The organism is Glutamicibacter sp. AGC84, assembly GCF_053543575.1.
The window spans coordinates 89,636-108,329 of the sequence record NZ_JBLVOC010000006.1 but is presented as its reverse complement, the minus strand read 5'-3'; the positions used below and the strand labels follow the sequence as shown (position 1 = coordinate 108,329).

18 protein-coding genes and 1 pseudogene are annotated in these 18,694 nt (G+C 60.1%); 7 read left to right on the top strand and 12 right to left on the bottom strand.

All coding sequences use genetic code 11. The features are described from left to right. Window positions 1-22: 22 nt before the first annotated feature. The 6 genes from ACNPN0_RS04440 to ACNPN0_RS04415 form a co-directional block, all read right to left on the bottom strand. Window positions 23-583 (bottom strand): dihydrofolate reductase family protein, encoded by a 561-nt coding sequence (locus ACNPN0_RS04440; protein WP_448937300.1) that lies wholly within the window; start codon window positions 581-583, stop codon window positions 23-25. A gap of 396 nt (window positions 584-979) precedes the next feature. Beyond that, complete coding sequence (gene pdxS, locus ACNPN0_RS04435) at window positions 980-1,882, bottom strand: pyridoxal 5'-phosphate synthase lyase subunit PdxS (RefSeq protein WP_105658267.1); 903 nt, start codon at window positions 1,880-1,882, stop codon at window positions 980-982. Window positions 1,883-2,078: 196 nt separating this feature from the next. Next, window positions 2,079-2,693, bottom strand: a complete 615-nt coding sequence (locus ACNPN0_RS04430; protein WP_434690575.1) for a hypothetical protein — start codon at window positions 2,691-2,693, stop codon at window positions 2,079-2,081. 154 nt (window positions 2,694-2,847) lie between these two features. Beyond that, window positions 2,848-3,414, bottom strand: a complete 567-nt coding sequence (locus ACNPN0_RS04425; RefSeq protein WP_448937299.1) for an HIT family protein — start codon at window positions 3,412-3,414, stop codon at window positions 2,848-2,850. Between the two features lie 23 nt (window positions 3,415-3,437). Next, a complete protein-coding gene (gene thrS, locus ACNPN0_RS04420) occupies window positions 3,438-5,453 on the bottom strand; it encodes a threonine--tRNA ligase (RefSeq protein WP_105658264.1) in 2,016 nt (671 codons plus the stop codon). A 120-nt stretch (window positions 5,454-5,573) separates the two neighbouring features. Then, window positions 5,574-6,209: a winged helix-turn-helix domain-containing protein gene (locus ACNPN0_RS04415; RefSeq protein ID WP_332486082.1), complete on the bottom strand. Its 636-nt coding sequence runs from the start codon at window positions 6,207-6,209 to the stop codon at window positions 5,574-5,576. A gap of 80 nt (window positions 6,210-6,289) precedes the next feature. On the opposite strand from ACNPN0_RS04415, the gene ACNPN0_RS04410 reads away from it, so the two are divergent. Both ACNPN0_RS04410 and ACNPN0_RS04405 read left to right on the top strand, forming a co-directional pair. Continuing rightward, complete coding sequence (locus ACNPN0_RS04410; protein WP_448937298.1) at window positions 6,290-7,657, top strand: MFS transporter; 1,368 nt, start codon at window positions 6,290-6,292, stop codon at window positions 7,655-7,657. A gap of 259 nt (window positions 7,658-7,916) precedes the next feature. Continuing rightward, entirely contained in the window at window positions 7,917-8,357 is a 441-nt protein-coding gene (locus ACNPN0_RS04405; RefSeq protein WP_448937297.1) for a VOC family protein, read from the top strand. A gap of 6 nt (window positions 8,358-8,363) precedes the next feature. On the opposite strand, the pseudogene ACNPN0_RS04400 reads toward ACNPN0_RS04405, so the two are convergent. From ACNPN0_RS04400 to ACNPN0_RS04385, 4 genes and pseudogenes are all read right to left on the bottom strand, one after another. Then, window positions 8,364-8,744 (bottom strand): annotated as a pseudogene (locus ACNPN0_RS04400) (nucleotidyltransferase family protein); the annotation flags it as partial. A 103-nt stretch (window positions 8,745-8,847) separates the two neighbouring features. Beyond that, a complete protein-coding gene (locus ACNPN0_RS04395) occupies window positions 8,848-12,303 on the bottom strand; it encodes a DNA polymerase III subunit alpha (protein ID WP_448937296.1) in 3,456 nt (1,151 codons plus the stop codon). Window positions 12,304-12,339: 36 nt separating this feature from the next. Then, a complete protein-coding gene (locus tag ACNPN0_RS04390; protein ID WP_286134296.1) occupies window positions 12,340-12,648 on the bottom strand; it encodes a hypothetical protein in 309 nt (102 codons plus the stop codon). A 93-nt stretch (window positions 12,649-12,741) separates the two neighbouring features. Further along, the gene (locus tag ACNPN0_RS04385) at window positions 12,742-13,668 is read right to left on the bottom strand and encodes an AraC family transcriptional regulator (protein WP_448937295.1); all 927 of its coding nucleotides are present in this window, start codon (window positions 13,666-13,668) and stop codon (window positions 12,742-12,744) included. Window positions 13,669-13,748: 80 nt separating this feature from the next. Between ACNPN0_RS04385 and ACNPN0_RS04380 the strand changes: the two genes are divergently transcribed. The 4 genes from ACNPN0_RS04380 (at window position 13,749) to ACNPN0_RS04365 (ending at window position 16,693) form a co-directional block, all read left to right on the top strand. Beyond that, window positions 13,749-14,192, top strand: a complete 444-nt coding sequence (locus ACNPN0_RS04380) for a DUF1772 domain-containing protein (RefSeq protein WP_181148903.1) — start codon at window positions 13,749-13,751, stop codon at window positions 14,190-14,192. Between the two features lie 177 nt (window positions 14,193-14,369). Next, window positions 14,370-15,455 (top strand): S-(hydroxymethyl)mycothiol dehydrogenase, encoded by a 1,086-nt coding sequence (locus ACNPN0_RS04375; protein ID WP_105658256.1) that lies wholly within the window; start codon window positions 14,370-14,372, stop codon window positions 15,453-15,455. Beyond that, on the top strand, window positions 15,455-16,084 hold the full coding sequence (locus ACNPN0_RS04370) for an MBL fold metallo-hydrolase (protein WP_105658255.1): 630 nt from the start codon (window positions 15,455-15,457) through the stop codon (window positions 16,082-16,084). The genes ACNPN0_RS04375 and ACNPN0_RS04370 overlap by 1 nt, the downstream gene beginning before the upstream one ends. Before the next feature lie 96 nt (window positions 16,085-16,180). After that, window positions 16,181-16,693 carry a hypothetical protein gene (locus ACNPN0_RS04365; protein ID WP_105658254.1) on the top strand — a complete coding sequence of 171 codons (513 nt, stop codon included), beginning with the start codon at window positions 16,181-16,183 and terminating at the stop codon, window positions 16,691-16,693. On the opposite strand, the gene ACNPN0_RS04360 is transcribed toward ACNPN0_RS04365, so the two are convergent. Then, a complete protein-coding gene (locus tag ACNPN0_RS04360; protein ID WP_105658253.1) occupies window positions 16,690-17,418 on the bottom strand; it encodes an SOS response-associated peptidase in 729 nt (242 codons plus the stop codon). The genes ACNPN0_RS04365 and ACNPN0_RS04360 overlap by 4 nt on opposite strands. A gap of 127 nt (window positions 17,419-17,545) precedes the next feature. Here ACNPN0_RS04360 and ACNPN0_RS04355 point away from each other — a divergent pair, with 127 nt between their 5' ends. Next, window positions 17,546-17,824 carry a glutaredoxin domain-containing protein gene (locus ACNPN0_RS04355; RefSeq protein ID WP_105658252.1) on the top strand — a complete coding sequence of 93 codons (279 nt, stop codon included), beginning with the start codon at window positions 17,546-17,548 and terminating at the stop codon, window positions 17,822-17,824. Between the two features lie 59 nt (window positions 17,825-17,883). Here ACNPN0_RS04355 and ACNPN0_RS04350 read toward each other — a convergent pair whose 3' ends face one another. After that, window positions 17,884-18,621 (bottom strand): lipoate--protein ligase family protein, encoded by a 738-nt coding sequence (locus tag ACNPN0_RS04350; protein WP_448937294.1) that lies wholly within the window; start codon window positions 18,619-18,621, stop codon window positions 17,884-17,886. Window positions 18,622-18,694: the final 73 nt, after the last annotated feature.

Genomic DNA, 18,694 nt, shown 5'->3' with positions numbered 1-18,694 from the left:
GGCTGAGCTTTCTCGAATGGCCTTACCGCGATTTGATGACTCGATAGACAAGCCGGGCGAACGGTCCGGCTTGCCGCGCTTCAACCAGTTCGAGGCGCTCGCTGGAAATAGTTCGTGGCAGTACGGGCGCACCAGAGGATAGCGCGGCCGGGGCGATAGTCAATGCCAAGACATCGAGGGCATCGACATCCAGGAATTGCCCCAGCAGTTCACCGCCGCCAAGTACCCAAACATTCTTCTCCCCTGCACTGTCACGAATTGCCGGCAAGAACTGCGCAACTGGTCCGTTCACCAGCTGCACATCAGCCCCATCTGGAATGGGCAACTCCCTCGAAGTGAAGACATAGGTCTTGACCCCCGGATAGTATTCATGCCACTTTTGCGGATTTTCCATGAGCTGTTCATTCTCGATCATCCACATATAGGTGTTCGCGCCTTCGACATGCACACCAACGTTTTCAGGCAATAGTTCAGTATCAGGCTCTTGGGACCCCGGAACGTCAAAGAGCCATTGCAGGCTATGGTTCTCGTCGGCCAAGTATCCATTGAGAGTGACCGCGGCATCGAAGATAATCTCGCTCATGGCACATAGTCTGCCACAGGAAAATTGCTCGCGGCTCCGGGGTGCACTTCGCTACCGGCATGCCTGCTCCAGGGCTGCACCACCAGCAGGTCGCCATCGATGTCCCGCCGGCTCCGGTCGAGCAGTAAGTGATCGGGGTGCGCCGAGGTACTCGCGATTCCAGGCAGCGAATCTGGTTGGGCGGGGCCGGAGACGGATTGCTGCTCGTAAACGCACCACCTGGAATCAGTTGATTCATGCTGGCTGGAAAGAACACTTGGAGGCAAAGGCTAGATCGCAGTCTCGTGCCGTATCGGGCCCCTGCATCACTACCGGCAGCACAGAAGCAGCGAGGCCGAAGAAATGGACTGATCTGTCCACTTCTTCGGCCTCGTCATCAGCTACTCAGCGCAGTTCCTACCAGCCGCGCTCCGAAAGGCGGTGAGGCACTGGCACGTCGGCGACGTTGATGCCGACCATTGCTTCGCCCAGACCGCGGGAGATCTTGGCTAGCTCGTCCGGGTTGTCGAAGAAGGTGGTTGCCTTCACGATGGCCTCGGCGCGCTGCACTGGGTTGCCGGACTTGAAGATGCCCGAGCCGACGAACACGCCGTCGGCGCCCAGCTGCATCATCATCGCAGCGTCGGCCGGGGTGGCGATGCCGCCAGCGGTGAACAGCACTACCGGCAGCTTGCCGGTCTGCGCGATTTCCTTGACCAGCTCATACGGTGCCTGCAGCTCCTTGGCGGCCACGTACAGCTCATCTTCCGGCAATGCGGCCAGCTTGGCGATCTCTGCACGGATCTTGCGCATGTGCCCGGTGGCGTTCGAAACATCGCCGGTGCCGGCTTCGCCCTTCGAGCGGATCATTGCGGCACCTTCGTTGATTCGGCGCAATGCCTCACCGAGGTTGGTGGCACCGCAAACGAATGGAACGGTAAAAGGCCACTTATCGATGTGGTTCTCGTAGTCTGCTGGCGAAAGGACCTCGGACTCGTCGATGTAGTCGACGCCGAGGGACTGCAGGATCTGCGCCTCGACAAAGTGGCCGATGCGCGCCTTGGCCATTACCGGGATGGAGACCTCGGCGATGATGCCGTCGATCATGTCCGGGTCGCTCATGCGCGAGACGCCACCCTGGGCACGGATGTCCGCAGGAACGCGCTCCAGAGCCATGACGGCCACGGCACCTGCATCTTCAGCGATGCGTGCCTGCTCTGGGGTGACTACGTCCATGATGACGCCGCCCTTGAGCATTTCGGCCATGCCGCGCTTGACGCGGTCCGAACCGACGACGGAGTTCTGGTTGTTCGTAGACATGGTGAGGAGGGTTCCTTTCGACACTGCGGTGACTCGCTTTTGCCCCAGAATTTCGGGGAAATAAGCGAGGTGGTACGCCAGTAATCGTAGGATCGCTTTGCTTTATTACCTCGCGTGTTGCGTCACAATGATGTACCGGTAGACTTATCCACCGATCAAGGGTTAGTGCGTAACATAGCCTTTCAATCTTAAACCACTAGTCAGAAATGATTTTTGCACGCAGTTGAAGGTTTTCCTCCAGTAGCTCAGCGACAATGATTTTTGCTGGTTTTTCCTTGGCGTCATATGCGCCAGTTTCCATGCGCACCACTTCATTCGACATGTGCTTCACCAGGCGTACGCCCCTGCCAATCTTTTCTGCCACTGCCTGCAGCTGTTCGGCGTAGTCCAATAGTTGCGTGGTGTAGGCACGGGTGAAGGATGGATCGGGGTCGTCGGCGCGTTCGTGAATGCCGCTGAAGCATTCGGCCAGCTCATCAGTCCCAGGCTTCACCGCTTCCATCACTTGGAGCAGTGCGCGGTCATCTGCCCGTACTGTGCCTACGAGCCCCAGGCGGTAGTGGTGCTCGGTGGCCACAGCCGCCGCGAGCCGTTCCAGCGGATCCAGGGTATCGAGCCAACCGCGCAGGAACCTGTCGCAGTTGGCATCATGCTCGTAGCTCAGGTCTTCGAGCAGCTGATCAATCATGCCGATTGAGTAGCGGGCTGCACCTTGGATGGCGAAACGCATTTCATGCTCGGATCCGCTAATAATCCAGTCGCGGATTTCTTCGATGGTGCCGATTGGTTCAGGGGACCTGGGAATATTCAACGATGCTCATTTCAGAAAGAAGTTGCTCCAACATGCCGCAACAGTCTATTTGGTCTTGCATTGCAGCAGGCCAACATCGTGGCTTTTGCATTAAATGACGTTGGGCCCGACAGAACTTTTCCATGTTCTGCCGGACCCAAGTACCAGCTATTGCCTAGTTCGGGGTTTCACTGTCCCACGCTTCGGCAATGGCACTGCGAACCTCGGACAAGGTCTGCGGGATCGCCTTGGTCTGCGCGATGATCGGGAAGAAGTTCCCATCCCCGTTCCAGCGCGGCACGATGTGCTGATGCAGGTGCGCGGCGATGCCTGCTCCCCCGGCTTCGCCCTGGTTCATGCCCAGGTTGAAACCGGCGGGGTTGGAGACCTTGCGCAGCACCCGCATTGACTGCTGCGCCAGCGCTGCCATTTCTGCCGTCTCCTCCACCGTGATATCGGTGTAGTTGGGCACATGGCGGTACGGGCACACGAGCAGGTGGCCCGGGTTGTACGGGAACAGATTCAGGATCACGTAGCAGGTTTTGCCACGGTGCACGATCAGCGCTTCTTCGTCGCTACGCCCAGGACCTGCGCAGAATGGGCAACTGGCCTCATCCTTGACCTGGTCCTGTCCGCCCTTGATATAAGCCATCCGGTAGGGAGTCCACAGGCGCTGGAACGAATCCGGCACTCCGGCGAGTTCAAAGTCGTCGGTGACGGACCGGTCTGCTTGTTCCTGCATGCTTGGTGGACTCCCTATCCGAACTAGTTGTTGTTGTCGCGGCTCTTGATGGCTTCAACGATGCGGGCTACCGCATCGTCGACTGGAACCTGGTTCTCCTGGCTGCCATCGCGGAAGCGGAAGGACACGGCGTTTGCATCGGCATCTTCGCCACCGGCGATGAGCACGAATGGAACCTTGTCCTTGGACGCGTTGCGGATCTTCTTCGGGAAGCGATCCGTCGAGTCATCCAGTTCCACGCGGACACCCTGCGCCTTGAGCTTGGCAACAACTTCACCGAGGTAGTCGTTGAAAGCCTCGGCCACTGGGATCGCGCGAACCTGTACCGGCGAGAGCCATGCAGGGAAGGCCCCTGCGTAGTGCTCGGTGAGCACGCCCAGGAAGCGCTCGATGGAACCGAACTTCGCAGCGTGGATCATCACTGGTTCCTGGCGGGAACCGTCGGCAGCCTGGTACTCCAAACCGAAGCGCGCTGGCTGGTTGAAGTCGTACTGCACGGTGCCCATCTGCCAGGTACGGCCGATGGCATCCTTGGCCTGGACCGAGATCTTCGGACCGTAGAATGCGGCTCCGCCTGGGTCGGCAACAAGTTCGACGCCGGATTCGGTGGCGACGCGCTCCAGCACGGCCGTAGCTTCATCCCACTGCTCATCCGAGCCGATGAACTTGTCCGACTCCGGATCACGGGTGGACAGCTCCAGGTAGAAGTCGTCCATGCCGAAGTCGCGCAACAGCGAGAGCATGAAGTTCAGCAGGTGCTCAACCTCGGCCGGTGCCTGCTCCTTGGTGACGTAGGAGTGGCTGTCGTCCTGGGAGAAACCGCGCACGCGGGTCAGGCCGTGGACCACGCCGGACTTCTCGTAGCGGTAGACGTGGCCGAATTCGAATAGGCGCAGCGGCAATTCACGGTATGAACGTCCGCGGCCGCGGAAGATCAGGTTGTGCATCGGGCAGTTCATGGCCTTCAGGCGGTATTCCTGGCCCTGCTTGGTGATGTTGCCATCTTCATCGCGCTCTTCATCGATGTGCAGCGCCGGGAACATGGTGTCCGCGTAGTACGGCAGGTGGCCCGAGGTGTGGAACAGCCCATCCTTGGAGATGTGCGGGGTGCCCACGTACTGGAAGCCTTCTTCGACGTGGCGGTCGCGCACGTAGTCTTCCATCTCGCGCTTGATGATGCCGCCCTTGGGGTGGAACACCGGCAGGCCCGAGCCCAGCTCATCGGGGAACGAGAACAGGTCCAGTTCGGCACCGAGCTTGCGGTGGTCGCGGCGCTCAGCTTCGGCCAGGCGCTCCTGGTAGGCCTTCAGGTCGTCCTTGGTTGGCCATGCGGTGCCGTAGATGCGCTGCAGCTGCTTGTTCTTCTCGCTGCCCAGCCAGTAGGCGGCAGCCGAGCGAGTCAGCGCGTAGGCGTTCTTGATCAGCTTGGTGTTCGGCAGGTGCGGTCCGCGGCACAGGTCCTTCCAGACAGTGTCGCCGGACTTGCGGTCCACGTTGTCGTAGATGGTGGTTTCGCCAGCGGCCACCTCAACGGTGACGCCTTCGCCGGAAGTGTCGGCGGAGTCGGCCTTGGCCAACAACTCGCACTTGTATGGCTCGTTGGCCATTTCAGCCTTGGCTTCCTCCGGGGAAACTTCGCGGCGGACAAAGAGCTGGTTCTGGTTGATGATCTTCTGCATCATCTTTTCCAGCTGCTTCAAGTCTTCTGGGGTGAATGGGTCCTCGACATCGAAGTCGAAGTAGAAACCGTCGGTGATGTAGGGGCCGATTCCCAGCTTGGAGTCCGGGCGCAGCTGCTGCACAGCCTGGGCCATCACGTGGGCGGTCGAGTGGCGCAGCACCTCCAATCCTTCTGGATCATTGATGGTTACGCGGGTGACAGTGGTTCCGGCTTCCAATTCGCGGGCCAGGTCGCGCAATACGCCATCGACGTGCATGACAACCACGTCTTTATCGTTGGCAAAATGCTGCAGACCGGTCGTTCCCGCGTCCACCTGTACCTGCTCGCCGTCAATGGTGAGAGTCAGCTGCTCGCTCATGAGATCGGGTTCTACCTTTCAATCTGTGATGGCTTCATAGCTTGTGGCATACCTTGGCCACAGCCAGCCAGAATCCAGTTTAGTTCAGGACCCCACCTCAGCGTGCGTTTACCTCGGGTTTTACGAAGATTGATCGCCCTCTTGTGACTCGTTCAACAGCGAATCTGCGTTGAACAGGCTCATGACATGCCAGATTTCACGATCGCCCGCGGGCTGCGAACTGGTGACTTTGCCGTTTTTCAGATCCTCGCGGAAAGCCGGAATCACTTCTTCCATGCGGCGCATGAGTTCGTCGCATTCATCTTGGGTAAGCATCAGGTTGCTCGTTTGCATCTGCGCTTTAATCTCCCCGGACTCTTCGCCGCGATAGTGCCTTTCTGCATGCCGAAGCGTCGCTTGCAGGCGGCGTTGCTCGTCATGGACCACTTGGCTGAGGTAGGCATCCATAGCCGTCCCGGTCTGGTCCTCCGGGCGCTCTCCCACTTTGCCGGTCGTATAGCCGCGAGCCGCAGGTTTCCATACGCGGTCACGCCTATCGCGCGCCAGTTCCGGAACTTCAACGATCATGTCGGCTTTGGCCAGCTCACGCAGATGGAAACTGACCTTGTTCGCGGGTACGCCAAGAGCCTGCGCGAGGTCTGCCGCGCGTGCGGTTTCCATTGCCGAAAGCGCGTCAAGGATTTGCCGACGCAAGGGGTTTGCGATGGCCTTGAGCATGGGGGTGGTGAATGTGACCGGTGGCTCATGGTTGCTCATAAGCACAGCATAGCAATCCCACAAATAAAGTTGCGCAAATTCTATTGCGCAACTTTATTTGCGAATCTATAGTTGGTGCCATGACCAGCATCCAGGCCAACGATCCATCAGGCACCACAGCGATTATCACGGAGCCTTTGCCGCCTTTGCGCGTGCAGCGCAACTACCGGATGTGGCTGCTGGCGGACTCAACGGCTTTGCTGTCGGGCAGTATTTACGGGTTCATCTTTCCTTTGATCTTGCTGTCCGCTACGGGGTCCCCGGTTTTGGCCGGAACCCTGGCCGCAGTGGGAATGGCAGCACGGGCGAGCGTAATTTTGGCCGGCGGAGCCATGGCGGATCGTACCGACAAGGCTCGGATGATTCTCATAGGAAGTTTCGCCGGTGCTGCAATCACGGCAGCCATGGCCCTGGGCAGCAGCGTCGGTTCACTGCCGGTTGCCTCCTTATGCCTTGCCCACATCCTTATGGAACTGCGCGGCGGGTACTTTGGGTCGACAACTAATGCCGCCCTAAAGGATCTTGTACACCCCAAACAGCTCGGCCGCGCGATGGCGGCGAATCAAGGCCGCGACTCGGTGCTGATGCTCGGCTCCGCTCCCCTGGGCGGCGTGCTTCTGGGATTAGGCGGTGGCATTGCCCTGCTCATCGTCAGTGTCCTGAATCTGATCGCTGCGGCCAGTGGATTTGCACTGCGTCGTCCATTGCGGGCAGCCAAGCTATCTGGGCAAGATTCCAATGGCACCAGCAATGATTCCGAAGAGGAAGTGGCCCACGGAATTCTGGCAGGCATGCACTGGTGCTTTTCCCGGCCACAGCTGCGCGCTCTGCTGATTTTGATTACGGTCGTCAACATCGGCGTCAACGGGCTGATGACAACGCTGATCTACGGACTTCAACAGCGTTCCGAAGAACCCTGGGTTATCGGGTTAACTTCTACCTTCATGGGCGCTGGAATGCTGCTCGGATCGTTGGTCGCAACGAAGCTCATCGATAAATTCCGCAGTGGTTTATTGACCTGCACCTGTCTCACCATTTTGGGTGTAGCCATGCTGCTCATCGGGTTTAATACGAACCTGCTCTGGATGGGGACCATGCTGATGATCAGCTTCCTCAGCGTTCCAGCTCTCAACGCTGCGGTGGGTGGATACTTCATGGCCTCCATTCCGAAGCAAATGTCTGGGCGCGCTAATTCCCTAATCACCTTTATGGCACTGGCCGCTTTGCCCTTATCTCCGCTGCTTACCGGATTTGGTCTGGAATCGGTCGGCATGGGACCAACGCTGATATTTTTCGGGGCATTCGTTTCCTTAGCAGCAGTCTTGGCCTGGCTCTCACCGCAGGTACGGCGCATACCCCGTCCTGAGCATTGGATGGCGGCATCGCCCGAACTCACCAGCGCATCCGCCCCTCAACAATCCCCCGCCCCAACGGCCTCCACCGAATAGGAGTATCCAAAGTGAATTCCGATCCCACGTCGCCCAGCGATTCCCGGCTCAAGCGATCAGCCCGGAAGCGAATCTTCAGCAGCGAAAAAAGATACCGCCATGCTTCTGCGTTGACGCACCAAGCCGACGATGCAGTTGCCCAGGCGAGGTATCAAGCGCTGCGCAACGAGCAATGGATCTATCTATAAGGAGGCAGGAAAAGTCTTGGAAGATCCGCTAACCCATGGCTTTCATTTTCAACCCCTCCTACCCTAGGAATATGAACAAACCGGCCCCACCTGTCATCAGTGCCATTACCCTCGGAGTGCGCGATGTCGGTGCTTCCACGAAGTTCTACACCGAGGGCCTGGGGTTTGAGCTGGTTCAGCCAGCCCACCCGGAAATCGCTTTTGTCCGTGCCGGCTATGGCTTGATGCTCGCCTTCTGGGATGTGAAGCAGATACCCAGCGAGTACGGCGACGTCGGGCATAGCCAGCTGGCGCCACCGATCTCACTGGGACACAACGTGCACTCTGACGCAGAAGTGGACCGACACTACCGGCGAGCGCTGGATGCGGGAGCGACTTCTGTCACCGAACCGACGGTGCAGCCGTGGGGTGGCAAGAGTGCTTGTGTGGCTGATCCGGATGGCTTCCGCTGGGATTTTGTGCACAACCCATCATTTGTCGTCGACGCCGATGGGCATGTTTCCTCGGTTTGAGAATTATCAGTTTTCAGTGATCTTCCTTGATGCCTCCCGTTCAGGCCAGTGTTCATAGGTGCTAATTTGCCCAGGCTCATCACTAGTGCCTGCAAAGCAGCAGGCCTTCGCTGCGAAATGGTCGATGGCGTCCGTGACGCTGAGGAATGGAATAGCCGGCGCCCCAAAGGGCTCTTCGTACCAAAGTTGGACGCATGCTCCGTTGCGTACTTCGATTTCTGCGTCCATGCCCTTGAAGAGTACTTTGGCTCCACGAATGAGCGCATCTTCGGCCTCCCAGGACGTATCTTCATCGAAGTAGATGAAGTCGTAGTCACGAATTCCTCTTTGCGGATCTTTGCCTTCGAGCACGTTCCAAACTGTTTGGGATAGTGCAGCTGCAGTGAGCCACCAATCATCTGCGCTTACGCCCGTTCTCCCCTCACATCAGGTATCTCTCCTATTGGACCCGATGTATCTGTTAGGTAAACCCTGTCAGCGAACTAGCTCATCAGGCCCCTCTCTGGTCCAGGCCTTCAGCTTCCATCCGTTTGGCAAGTTCCCCGACACTTTCGATCTTGCGTGCTCCCTCGCCGAGGTTTGGCCGATAGTTTGGTTGCGGCCGGGTGAGCTCCGCGAGGTAGCCTGCAGCAGGCAGGGTCTCCGGCTGATGCAGGTCCCAGGCGTTCAGCGCTTGGAGGGAGATGCCGCGCGGTCCGGTACGGCGTGTGACCCCGTGGATGAGCAGCATGCGTGTGGAGAAGAGCAAGGGCGCTGTGCGCTGCTGCGTGTCATCGAAGAAGGTGGCGTCGATGCAGCCAGTCCCATCATCCACGGAAATGAAGACCACACGCTTGCCTCCGCGCATGGGAGGAGTCTGAGTGGCCACCCGTACTCCGGCGACCAGAACTTCGGTTCCGTTGCGCAGGTGCAGCAGCTCGGCTGCCTGCGTAATGGGCAGGTGCGCCAGCCGTTGGCGGTACGAGGTGATCAGATGCTCGCTGGCGTCCAGATGCATGAGGTCCAATTCGGTACGTACTACTTCCGCGGGATCCAGTGCTTTGCCGGTCTGGTCGATATATTCGATCTGCCCCAGATCCAGGGCAAGTTGCCCGGGTCCCGGCCGGTATTTGGCCGGAAGGGAGCTGTGCGCCATGGATTGCGTGTGGGCGATCGTGTCGGCACGGGAGGTCCCGGCCAATAGGGAATCGAACACTCCGAGTGCTGCAAGGTTCTGGTAGGTGCGTCGCGAGAGTCCTGCGCGGGCGCGGACATCGGCGAGGTGCTCATAGGGCTGGCCTGCGACCAGGCGTTGTACTTCGCGTTCGCTCATCTGGTGGATATCGCGGAAGGCCAGACGGATTCCATAGCGCCCAGGGCGCAGCGAGCTGGGTGCGCGGGGCACCACAGGAACTTTCGCTGGAGCGGATTCGAATATTTGTTCGACTCGGTAGTGCCCGGTGGATCGGTTGATATCCAGCGGAAGGATGGGAACGCCCATTCTGCGTGCTTCGGCAACCAGCAGCCGCTTGGGGTACATGCCCGGGTCGTGCTCCCAGATCCCGGCAAGGAAAGCTTCGGGGTGGTGCGCCTTGAGCCAGGCTGAGTGGTAGGTGGGTACGGCAAAGGCAGCCCCGTGGGCCTTGCAGAATCCGAAGGAGCCGAAGCCGGAGAGCACCTCCCAGACTTGGTCAATGGTTTCCTGGCTATAACCGCGCTTGGCCGCTTCAGCGCGCACATAACGTTCTACGGCTGGTTCCTTCTCCGGGTTGCCCAGCAGGCGCCGGTAGACATCGGCCATGCCCAATCCGCATCCGGTGAGCACATCAAGCATGCGCAGCACCTGTTCATGGAAGACGGTCACCCCGTGGGTTTCGGCGAGCGCCGGAATCAGATCCTCGTGCAGGTATTGGGCAGGGGCGAATCCGTGGCGGTGCTCCAGGTAGGGCTTGACCATATTCGACTGCATGGGACCCGGGCGGAACAGGGAAATATCGATGATCAGGTCGTTGAATTCTCGGGGCGCGAGCTTGCCGATCAGTTCGCGCTGCCCCGGGGATTCGATCTGGAAGCAGCCCAGCGTATGGGTGGAGCGGATCAATTCGAAAGTTGGTTCGTCATCCAGTGGCACCCTGGACAGGTCTATCGCTCCGGTAGCGGAGATATAGCTGTCGTCGGCGTGCCCTCCGGCGCGGGCGGCCGCTTGCTTATCCGGGTGCATGCGGGCGATCTCCTCGAGCGTGTAGGCGATGGCCGATTGCATGCGCACACCGAGCACGTCGAGCTTGATCAAGCCCATCAGGTCCATGTCATGCTTGTCGAACTGGCTCATCTGCAGTCCGATGCCCGAGGGCTGGACCGGGGTGCGGTCCAGCAGGCTCGCGTCGGAGAGGATCACCCCGCAGGGGTGCATGGAGATATGCCGGGGCAGCCGGTCCAGGCGCTCGGTAGCGTCGATGAGGATATCGAGCTGGGTGTCATCGGTAATGCGTTCTGCCAATGCGGCCAGCTCCGGCTTCTCGGTGAGCGCTTCGCGGAAAGAGGATGCGGAGAAGCGCCAGAGCTGCTTCGCGATCTCATCCACCTGCTCCTGCTCTACCCCGAGGGCGGCTCCTGCATCACGGACCGCGCCGCGCGCACGGTAGGCGTTCTGCATGCTCATCAGGCTGACGCGCTCTTCCCCGAAGCTGGAGAAGATCTCGCGGTAGATCTCGTGGCGGCGTGCGGATTCCACGTCGATGTCGATATCCGGCAGGGTGGTGCGGGTATCGGAGAGGAAGCGTTCGAACACCAGGTCGTGGGCCAGCGGGTTCACCTGGCTGATGCCCAGCAGGTAGTTCACCAGCGAGGAAGCACCGGAGCCGCGGGCGGCCACGCGGATTCCCATGCCGGTGATCAGCTTGACGGTTTCGGCGACGGTCAGGAAATACCCGGCGAAGTCCAGCCGGTCGATCACCCCAAGTTCCAGAGCCAGCTGTCTTTCAATGAGGCTGGGATTGGCGTGCGGCAAGAGCCCAGGCACCGCTGCATGGACTCGCTCGGTGAGTTCTTGCATGGCCGGACGGTGCAGGCCGATGATCTTCGCTTCGGGGATCACCGGCTGCTTCCATCCAAGATCGGCTACCGGGTCCGCCGCTGCCCATTCGGCGAGCGCTTCAGTTTCCCGCAAAAGCTGCTGCGCCCAGCTCCTTTCTGTGGCTTGGCCGATCTCCTTGGCCAGCTGGCGCATCTGGGGCGGGGTTTTCAGCCACCCTTGGCCATTGGGTTGGCAGGAGTCCAGGTTCTTCAGGCTATGCAGGGCGCGCGCCGAGTCCAGGATGTCTGCGGTAACCGCTCCATCGGGGTCCACGTAGCGCACGGCGTTGGTGAGCACGGCCCTGATCCCCCGCTCCTGGGCGTAGCGCAGCAAGCGGGCTGCTTCACCGAGGCTGTAGCGCGATCCAGGGCTGGAGAGGTGCGTGGTGATTTCCACTCGCAGCATCTTTCCCAGCCGCTTCTTCCAGCTGGCAAGCAGTGCCCGGGCTTGGGCGTAGCTTCCCTTGAGGATTGCGCGGGCCACGTCTGATTCGCCGCCGAGCAGGATCATCAGGTTCCCGGCAGCACCCAGGTGTGCCAGCTGCTCGGTTTTCAGCCCCGGAACCCCGTGCGCAGTGCTGTGCGCGAGGGTGATGGCTCGGCACAGCGCCGCATACCCTGCGCCATTGCAGCGCCCACGGGCCAGCAGGACAATCCGCCCTTGGGTTTCTCCGTGGTTATCGAGCACGGCAAGGTTCACCCCGAGAATCGGGTGCAGCCCTTCTGCCATGCAGGCCGCCACATGCTTGACCGTTCCATAGAGCCCATCCCGGTCAGTCAGCGCGAGCATCTGGGCACCCTGCGCTTTGGCCGCTTGGGCCAGCCGCTTTGGGTGCGAGACTCCGTAGTGGGCGCTATAGGAAGAACTGACGTTCAGGTGGGTGAAGCTCATGGAGGTCCTTCGAATATATGTTCCCCTGCAGGGGAATTAGGCGCTGCGGGCCAGCGACTCATGCACACGCACCAGACGCCACCGTTCGGTTTGCGCATCAAAACTCACATCAACGCTGTGCACTTGCCGGGATCCGCGCACCGCGACCAGTTGCAGGCGCCACATCTCATAGTCGGCAATCCCCGCACCGGCGCCGCGAGGAATCCGCAGGTTTTCATCCCACCATTTGCGGCGTTCGAACCAGCGCTGAGGCTCGGCCACCAAGCGATAGCCCTGCCCTTGCCAGCTCACGCGCAACGGCATTCCATCAGCTGCACGAGTAACCTCGATCGACTCGGTGAACATCCCCACGTGTGCACTCCTTACTTAGTAGAACCATTCTATTCGAACACGTGTTCGAATGACAGTTACACTAGTCAGCGCGACCGACAGTTTGGGTTAGCCAAGTGCAGCGGATCTCAGCGCCGACGGACTGGTTGAATAAGCCCTGCGAAAGGCAGCGCTGAGCGCAAAGGGTGAAGAATATCCGACATCCCGGGCAATCTGCGACAGCGGTGCATCGCTGGCGAGCAGCGCATCATGAGCCAATGCCAGACGCAATTTGGTGAGGTACCCCATGGGTGCGGTGCCCATGGCCTGGCGGAAGGCTGGCGAAAAAGCCGAACGGGACATCGCAGCTGTTCTGGCCAGCCCCTCCACGCTCCACGCTCTAGCTGGTTGCGCCCACATCGCCCCCACCGCCACCCCAATGCCTGGCGCCGCCGAGCGAAGCACCCTGGTTCCCGGCAAGTGCTGCAAGGCGCAGATCGCCAGAATATCCAGCAGCCGGTCCAATACCACCTGCTGGGCGGGACCCGCACTTTCGGCTTCGGTCGCCAGCAGTTCAGCCCATCGCCACGCCGCGTCGTCATCGATAACTGCCAGATCGGTACCCTCGCAGACAAGATCAGCGACAGCGCTGGTCGTAGTGAAGGTGCCAACCAGTAGCTGGTCGGGGCCATTAGGCGAATTGCCCCATGCACGCACCCCATGGCGCAACTCTTGGACCATGGCTCGGCCCGATGGCCCCAGGCATTGCTGGCCCGGGGCAATGGCATAATTACAAGGCGCCGCGCCCGGAAGGGTCTGGGCGCTGGCCGAGCGAACCTCATAGGAGGCTGATCCGCAAATGACGACCAGTTCCCCTTGCCGCGCCACCACGGACTTTTGTCCTCGTTGCACCCTGCAGGATCCCGAGCGCACCGCCAAAATCGTCAGCGGGCAATGATCGCGAACAGCAACACTCCACTGGCCCTCCATGCACATGCGGAGAATGAAGGCTTCACGAGCCCGTGGGCCAGAAGGGAAAAATGCATCGGGTCTCACGCCACCACTCTGGACGATTGCGTATGCATTGTCGAGCCTTGAGCATTCAAAATCCAGCCCAACATCTGTTGAATGAAATCATGAACCTGCCGTTGCTTACTATTTTCCTGCCGCTGCTGACAATTGCCACCGGCTTGATCATTGCCGGATTCTACGTTTCCTTCACCCTCGTGGTCTTCCCTGCGTTAGCGCGAATGGATAATCGCTCCGCAAGCACGTTCATGGTCCACGTGAACAGATACGCCCAACGGCCCCCATTCCTGAGCTTGTTCTTCCTCGGCTTGCTCGCCAGCACTGGATGCCTTGCCCTCTCCATCGTCCACGAGAATATCCGCATATCGATCGGAGCGGCACTGGTGCTTAGCGGTGCCCTGCTCACCATCGGAGTCAATGTTCCGCTCAATCGGCGACTGGAACAGAATTCGTTGGCTTGGGCGAAATATGAGCCACGGTGGATCAGGGCCAATGCCGCGCGAGCACTGGGTTCCGGCCTAGGCGCTGTCCTCCTGCTCAGCGGTGTTTGAGCTGGATGCAGCACTCCTGCCCCGTCACATCCATTCCGGGGGCAACCCGTGATCGACCTGCACAAATTGGCTCTGCGCGAAACTGCCTGCGTCATTGTGTCTCGAATGCTCGATTAGCACCTGAGACACCGATAGCATCGAGAGAGCACTAGCCAATCGTTCCAGGAGCTAAATCCCATGTCCCATAAGGTCAAAGCCGTTATTTCCCGCGTCAAGGACGCACCCGTAGAGGTCGTAGACATCATCGTTCCGGATCCGGGTCCCGGAGAAGTAGTTGTCGATGTGCTCACCACCGGTGTCTGCCACACCGACCTGCACTACAAGCTCGGCGGAATTGGCGACGAGTACCCGTACCTGCTGGGCCACGAGTCCACCGCAGTAGTCAGCCAGATCGGCGAGAACGTCACCAACGTCAAGGTCGGCGACCGCGTGATCCTGAACTGGCGTGCAGTCTGCGGCCAGTGCCGCGCTTGCGCCAAGGGCGAGCCGAAGTACTGCTTCAACACCTTCAATGCCACCCAGAAGATGACCCTGGAAGATGGCACCGAGCTTTCCCCGGCGCTGGGCATCGGGTCCTTCGCCGAAAAGACCCTGGTCCACTCCGGCCAGTGCACCATCGTGGATGAAGAAGCCGACCCGGCCGCAGTAGGCCTGCTCGGTTGCGGTGTCATGGCCGGCATCGGGGCAGCGATCAATACCGGCGAGATCAAGCGCGGCGAGTCCGTCGCAGTGATCGGTTGCGGTGGCGTGGGCGCTGCTGCCATCGCCGGCGCGCAGCTGGCCGGCGCAACCACCATCATCGCGGTGGACGTGAACCCGGACAAGCTGGAAGGCGCCAAGAAGTTCGGCGCCACCCACACCGTGGATTCCTCCAAGGTCGACGCCGTGGAAGCCATCCAGGCGCTGACCGGCGGCTTCGGCGCTGACGTCGTCATCGACGCGGTGGGCCGCCCGGAAACCTACAAGCAGGCCTTCTACGCCCGCGATCTTGCTGGCCGCGTCGTATTGGTAGGCGTGCCAACTCCGGAGATGAAGCTCGAGCTGCCGCTGCTCGATGTCTTCGGCCGCGGCGGCTCGCTGAAGAGCTCGTGGTACGGCGACTGCCTGCCAAGCCACGACTTCCCGATGCTCGTCGAGCAGTACAAGCTCGGCCGCCTGGATCTGGATGCCTTTGTCACCGAACGCATCACGATCGATGAAATCGAAGACGCGTTCACCAAGATGCATGAAGGCACCGTGCTTCGTTCGGTGGTGGAGCTCTAGTGGCCGCCCGCATCGAGAACGTCGTCACTTCCGGCACCTTCTCCCTGGATGGCGGGACGTGGGATGTCGATAACAACGTCTGGATCGTCGGCGATGATTCCGAGGTGATGGTCATCGACCCGGCACATGATGTAGCCAAGATCCGCGAAGCTGTGGGCGATCGAGAAGTCATGGCCGTGCTGCTTACCCACGGGCACGATGACCACATCCGCGCGGCTGGCGAATTCGCCGACGCCGTGGATGCACCGCTGTTCTTGAACCCGGAAGACCGCATGCTCTGGGAAGCTGTCTACCCCGAGCGCGATGTGGACGCAGAAATCAGCGAAGGCGATTCATTCACCATCGCCGGCACCACGCTGACCGCCCTGCACACCCCGGGGCACTCTCCGGGCTCAACCTGCTTCTACGCTGAAGACCTCGGTGTACTGTTCAGCGGCGACACCCTGTTCAACGGCGGCCCGGGTGCTACCGGTCGCAGCTACTCCAGCTTCGAGACGATCGTCGAGTCGATCCGCACCAAGCTGCTGGTCCTGCCAGCTGAAACCGTGGTCAATACCGGCCACGGCGATGCCACCTCCATCGGTGCAGAAGCGCCGAACCTGGATGAATGGATCAAGCGCGGTCACTAAGCACCACGCATCGAGCGGCAGCAGGCCTTTAGAGCCGGCTGCCGCTCGTGTTTAAAGTTGATGCGCAAAACATCTGGTGATGGCAAGATTAAATACATGCCTTCAGATAAACGCTACAAGTCCGCCACTGCCTTATTCCTGGGCGCAGCAGTATTCATCATCGTCGGCATCGTCGTGCTGTGGTGGGACAGTCAACAAGAAGTAGTTTTCTACTCTGGATCCTATGTACCGCTGGTCGAAGACTCTGAAATCTACTTTGGCCCGGGTCCCGCCGAAGTTCTCGGTTGGGTGCTGGCTTTGCTCGGCGTTGGCGCGCTGGGGGTTGCCGGCGGCTTATCGCTTCGCCAGCTCGCTCGGTTCAAGGCCTGGTTCCTGATCGCCGGGCTGCTGTTGGCAGCAGGTGGCATCGGAGCACTGCTATGGGACTACAACCAGGTTCGAACCTTCGGCTGGTTCGCCTATGCCCCGCTGAGCGAAGCAGCATTCGTTCCTGACAGCGCAGCCCACGTCATGGGCGAGCTGGGACTTGTGGCAGGAACCCTGCTGGCCAGCAGCTACCTGGGGTTCCGGCTCGGGTCCAAGCCCAGCGGCTCAGCCATCCGCGGCTAAAACAGCGAGTTGCTGTGCGCCGCAATCAGCTCCGGCGAATTATTGCGCACATTGCCAACAGCGGTATCGACCTCATGCATGGTCCATTGGGAAGCCACATCGAAAGCTTCGGCGCGAATCTGCTCGATCAGCCCTTCACCGTCTTCCTCGGCAGGGTTCATCCACCGGCCCATCATCTCCTTGCCCAACGGAATGGGCAGGCGATCATGCAGGCCCGCAAGTTCGCCGAGCACCCCGGGCTCTTCCGCCGAAGGTGAATCCATGGTCATGATCGAGGTGGAAAGAATCCAGGACCCGTCCTGGTCCTTCCACCATTCGTAGAGGCCGGCGAAGAAGATCAGCTTTCCATCCTCGCGATGCACGTAGAAGGGGCGCTTTTTGCTGCCTTCCTTTTTCCATTCGTAATACCCTTCCACTGGGACGACGGCACGGCGCTTCTTCACCGCCGAACGGAAGGTCGGCTTGGTGCTGGCCGTCTCGCTGCGCGCATTGAAGGCGCGCACCCCGACCGCGAGCTCCTTGGCCCATCCTGGCACCAGCCCCCACCGTGCTACATGGATCTGGCGGTGCAGCTCATCGTCGATCAGCCGCTCGAGCACAACCGGCACGTCGGTAGTCGGAGCAATGTTCCAGGACTGGCGCAGTTCCAGATTGGCGTCTGCTTCCGCCTCGGCCTCTGCCACCAGATCGCCGATGGCTTTGGCCATCACATATCGTCCGCACATCGCCTACCCCTTAGAACCGGCATCAAGGAAAATCTGCTCCCCAGTCTAGCGAGCGGAGCAAAAGAATCCAGCGAACTTTTTCTACCCCTCCGGGAACAAAGTAAACATCATTGCCGTTACACCATGTATGAGCAACGAATTGAAGCTTGACCAGTACGTTCCCGCTGCCGGCGGAGTCACCATGTTCACCACCAGCTGGTGCGGCTACTGCCGCAACCTCAAGCGCCTGATGGACCAGAAGGGTGTCGCATACACCGAGGTGAATATCGAAGAAGTCGAAGGCACCGCAGAGATCGTCGAGGCGTTCAACAACGGCAACCAAACCGTGCCAACCCTGATCTTCCCGGACGGCACCGCAGCCACCAACCCGCGCATTGACGAGGTTGTTGAGCGAGTCGGCGCCTAGATCCGGCCGCGAACCAAAATCGGCACCCGTATCGGGTGCCGATTCTTTTTTAAGCTGTGCTAGATGCCTTGCAGCGTGGCGTGCTCGCCATATTCGTCGAGCAGCGCTGAAATAAATGCTTCGGTGGTGACAGCGGCGAGCAGATCATTAGCCGCGCCTACCGTCGTGGGATCCATTGGAATGCCCATTGCTTGGTAGACCCCATCGAGGACTTGCCGCAACGGCGCGGAATCCTCGACAACAAAGACCGAAGAGAACAGCCATGCCCCGGAAACCACACGCTGAGCTGTGCCTACCAGCTTCACTGGATAGTTGCGCGGCGATTTCCCATCAGGGAGGCCATGCACCGAATGATCTCCCGGGCAATACTCCCCCGGGATTGGCCCGACTTGCGCATTCACGCCAAGGCGCTGGAAAGCGTTGGCATACACCCTCGCGAAGACCTCGAAGCGATTCTGCTGGCGCATCACCGCCTCGGCTTCGGGCTCAATATGATCAACGATCAATGTACCCCGGTGATACGCGGCGGCCCGGCCTCCAGCTTTGCGCACCAAGGGAGCAAAGCCTTGCTGCTGCGCTACGTCACGAGCCGCCTCATAGCCCTCTAGCCGCACATCGCGCTGGCCGAAGGCCAGGGTCGGGTCCGGACGATAGAGCCGTAGCAGCGCGCCGCTTTCGCCAGATTGGACGCTGCGCAGCAGTTGCACTCCACGTTCTAGGTCAGCAGCCGGGTCTCCGCTAGGATTTTCGATTTCCACAGATAACGGCGCATCTGACTGGGGGTTCCACAAACTCATAAATCTGAGTCTAATTCAGCAATTCGCTCCAGGCGGAGCAGATGTCACAGCATCCGATTGCCGATGGCCGAGG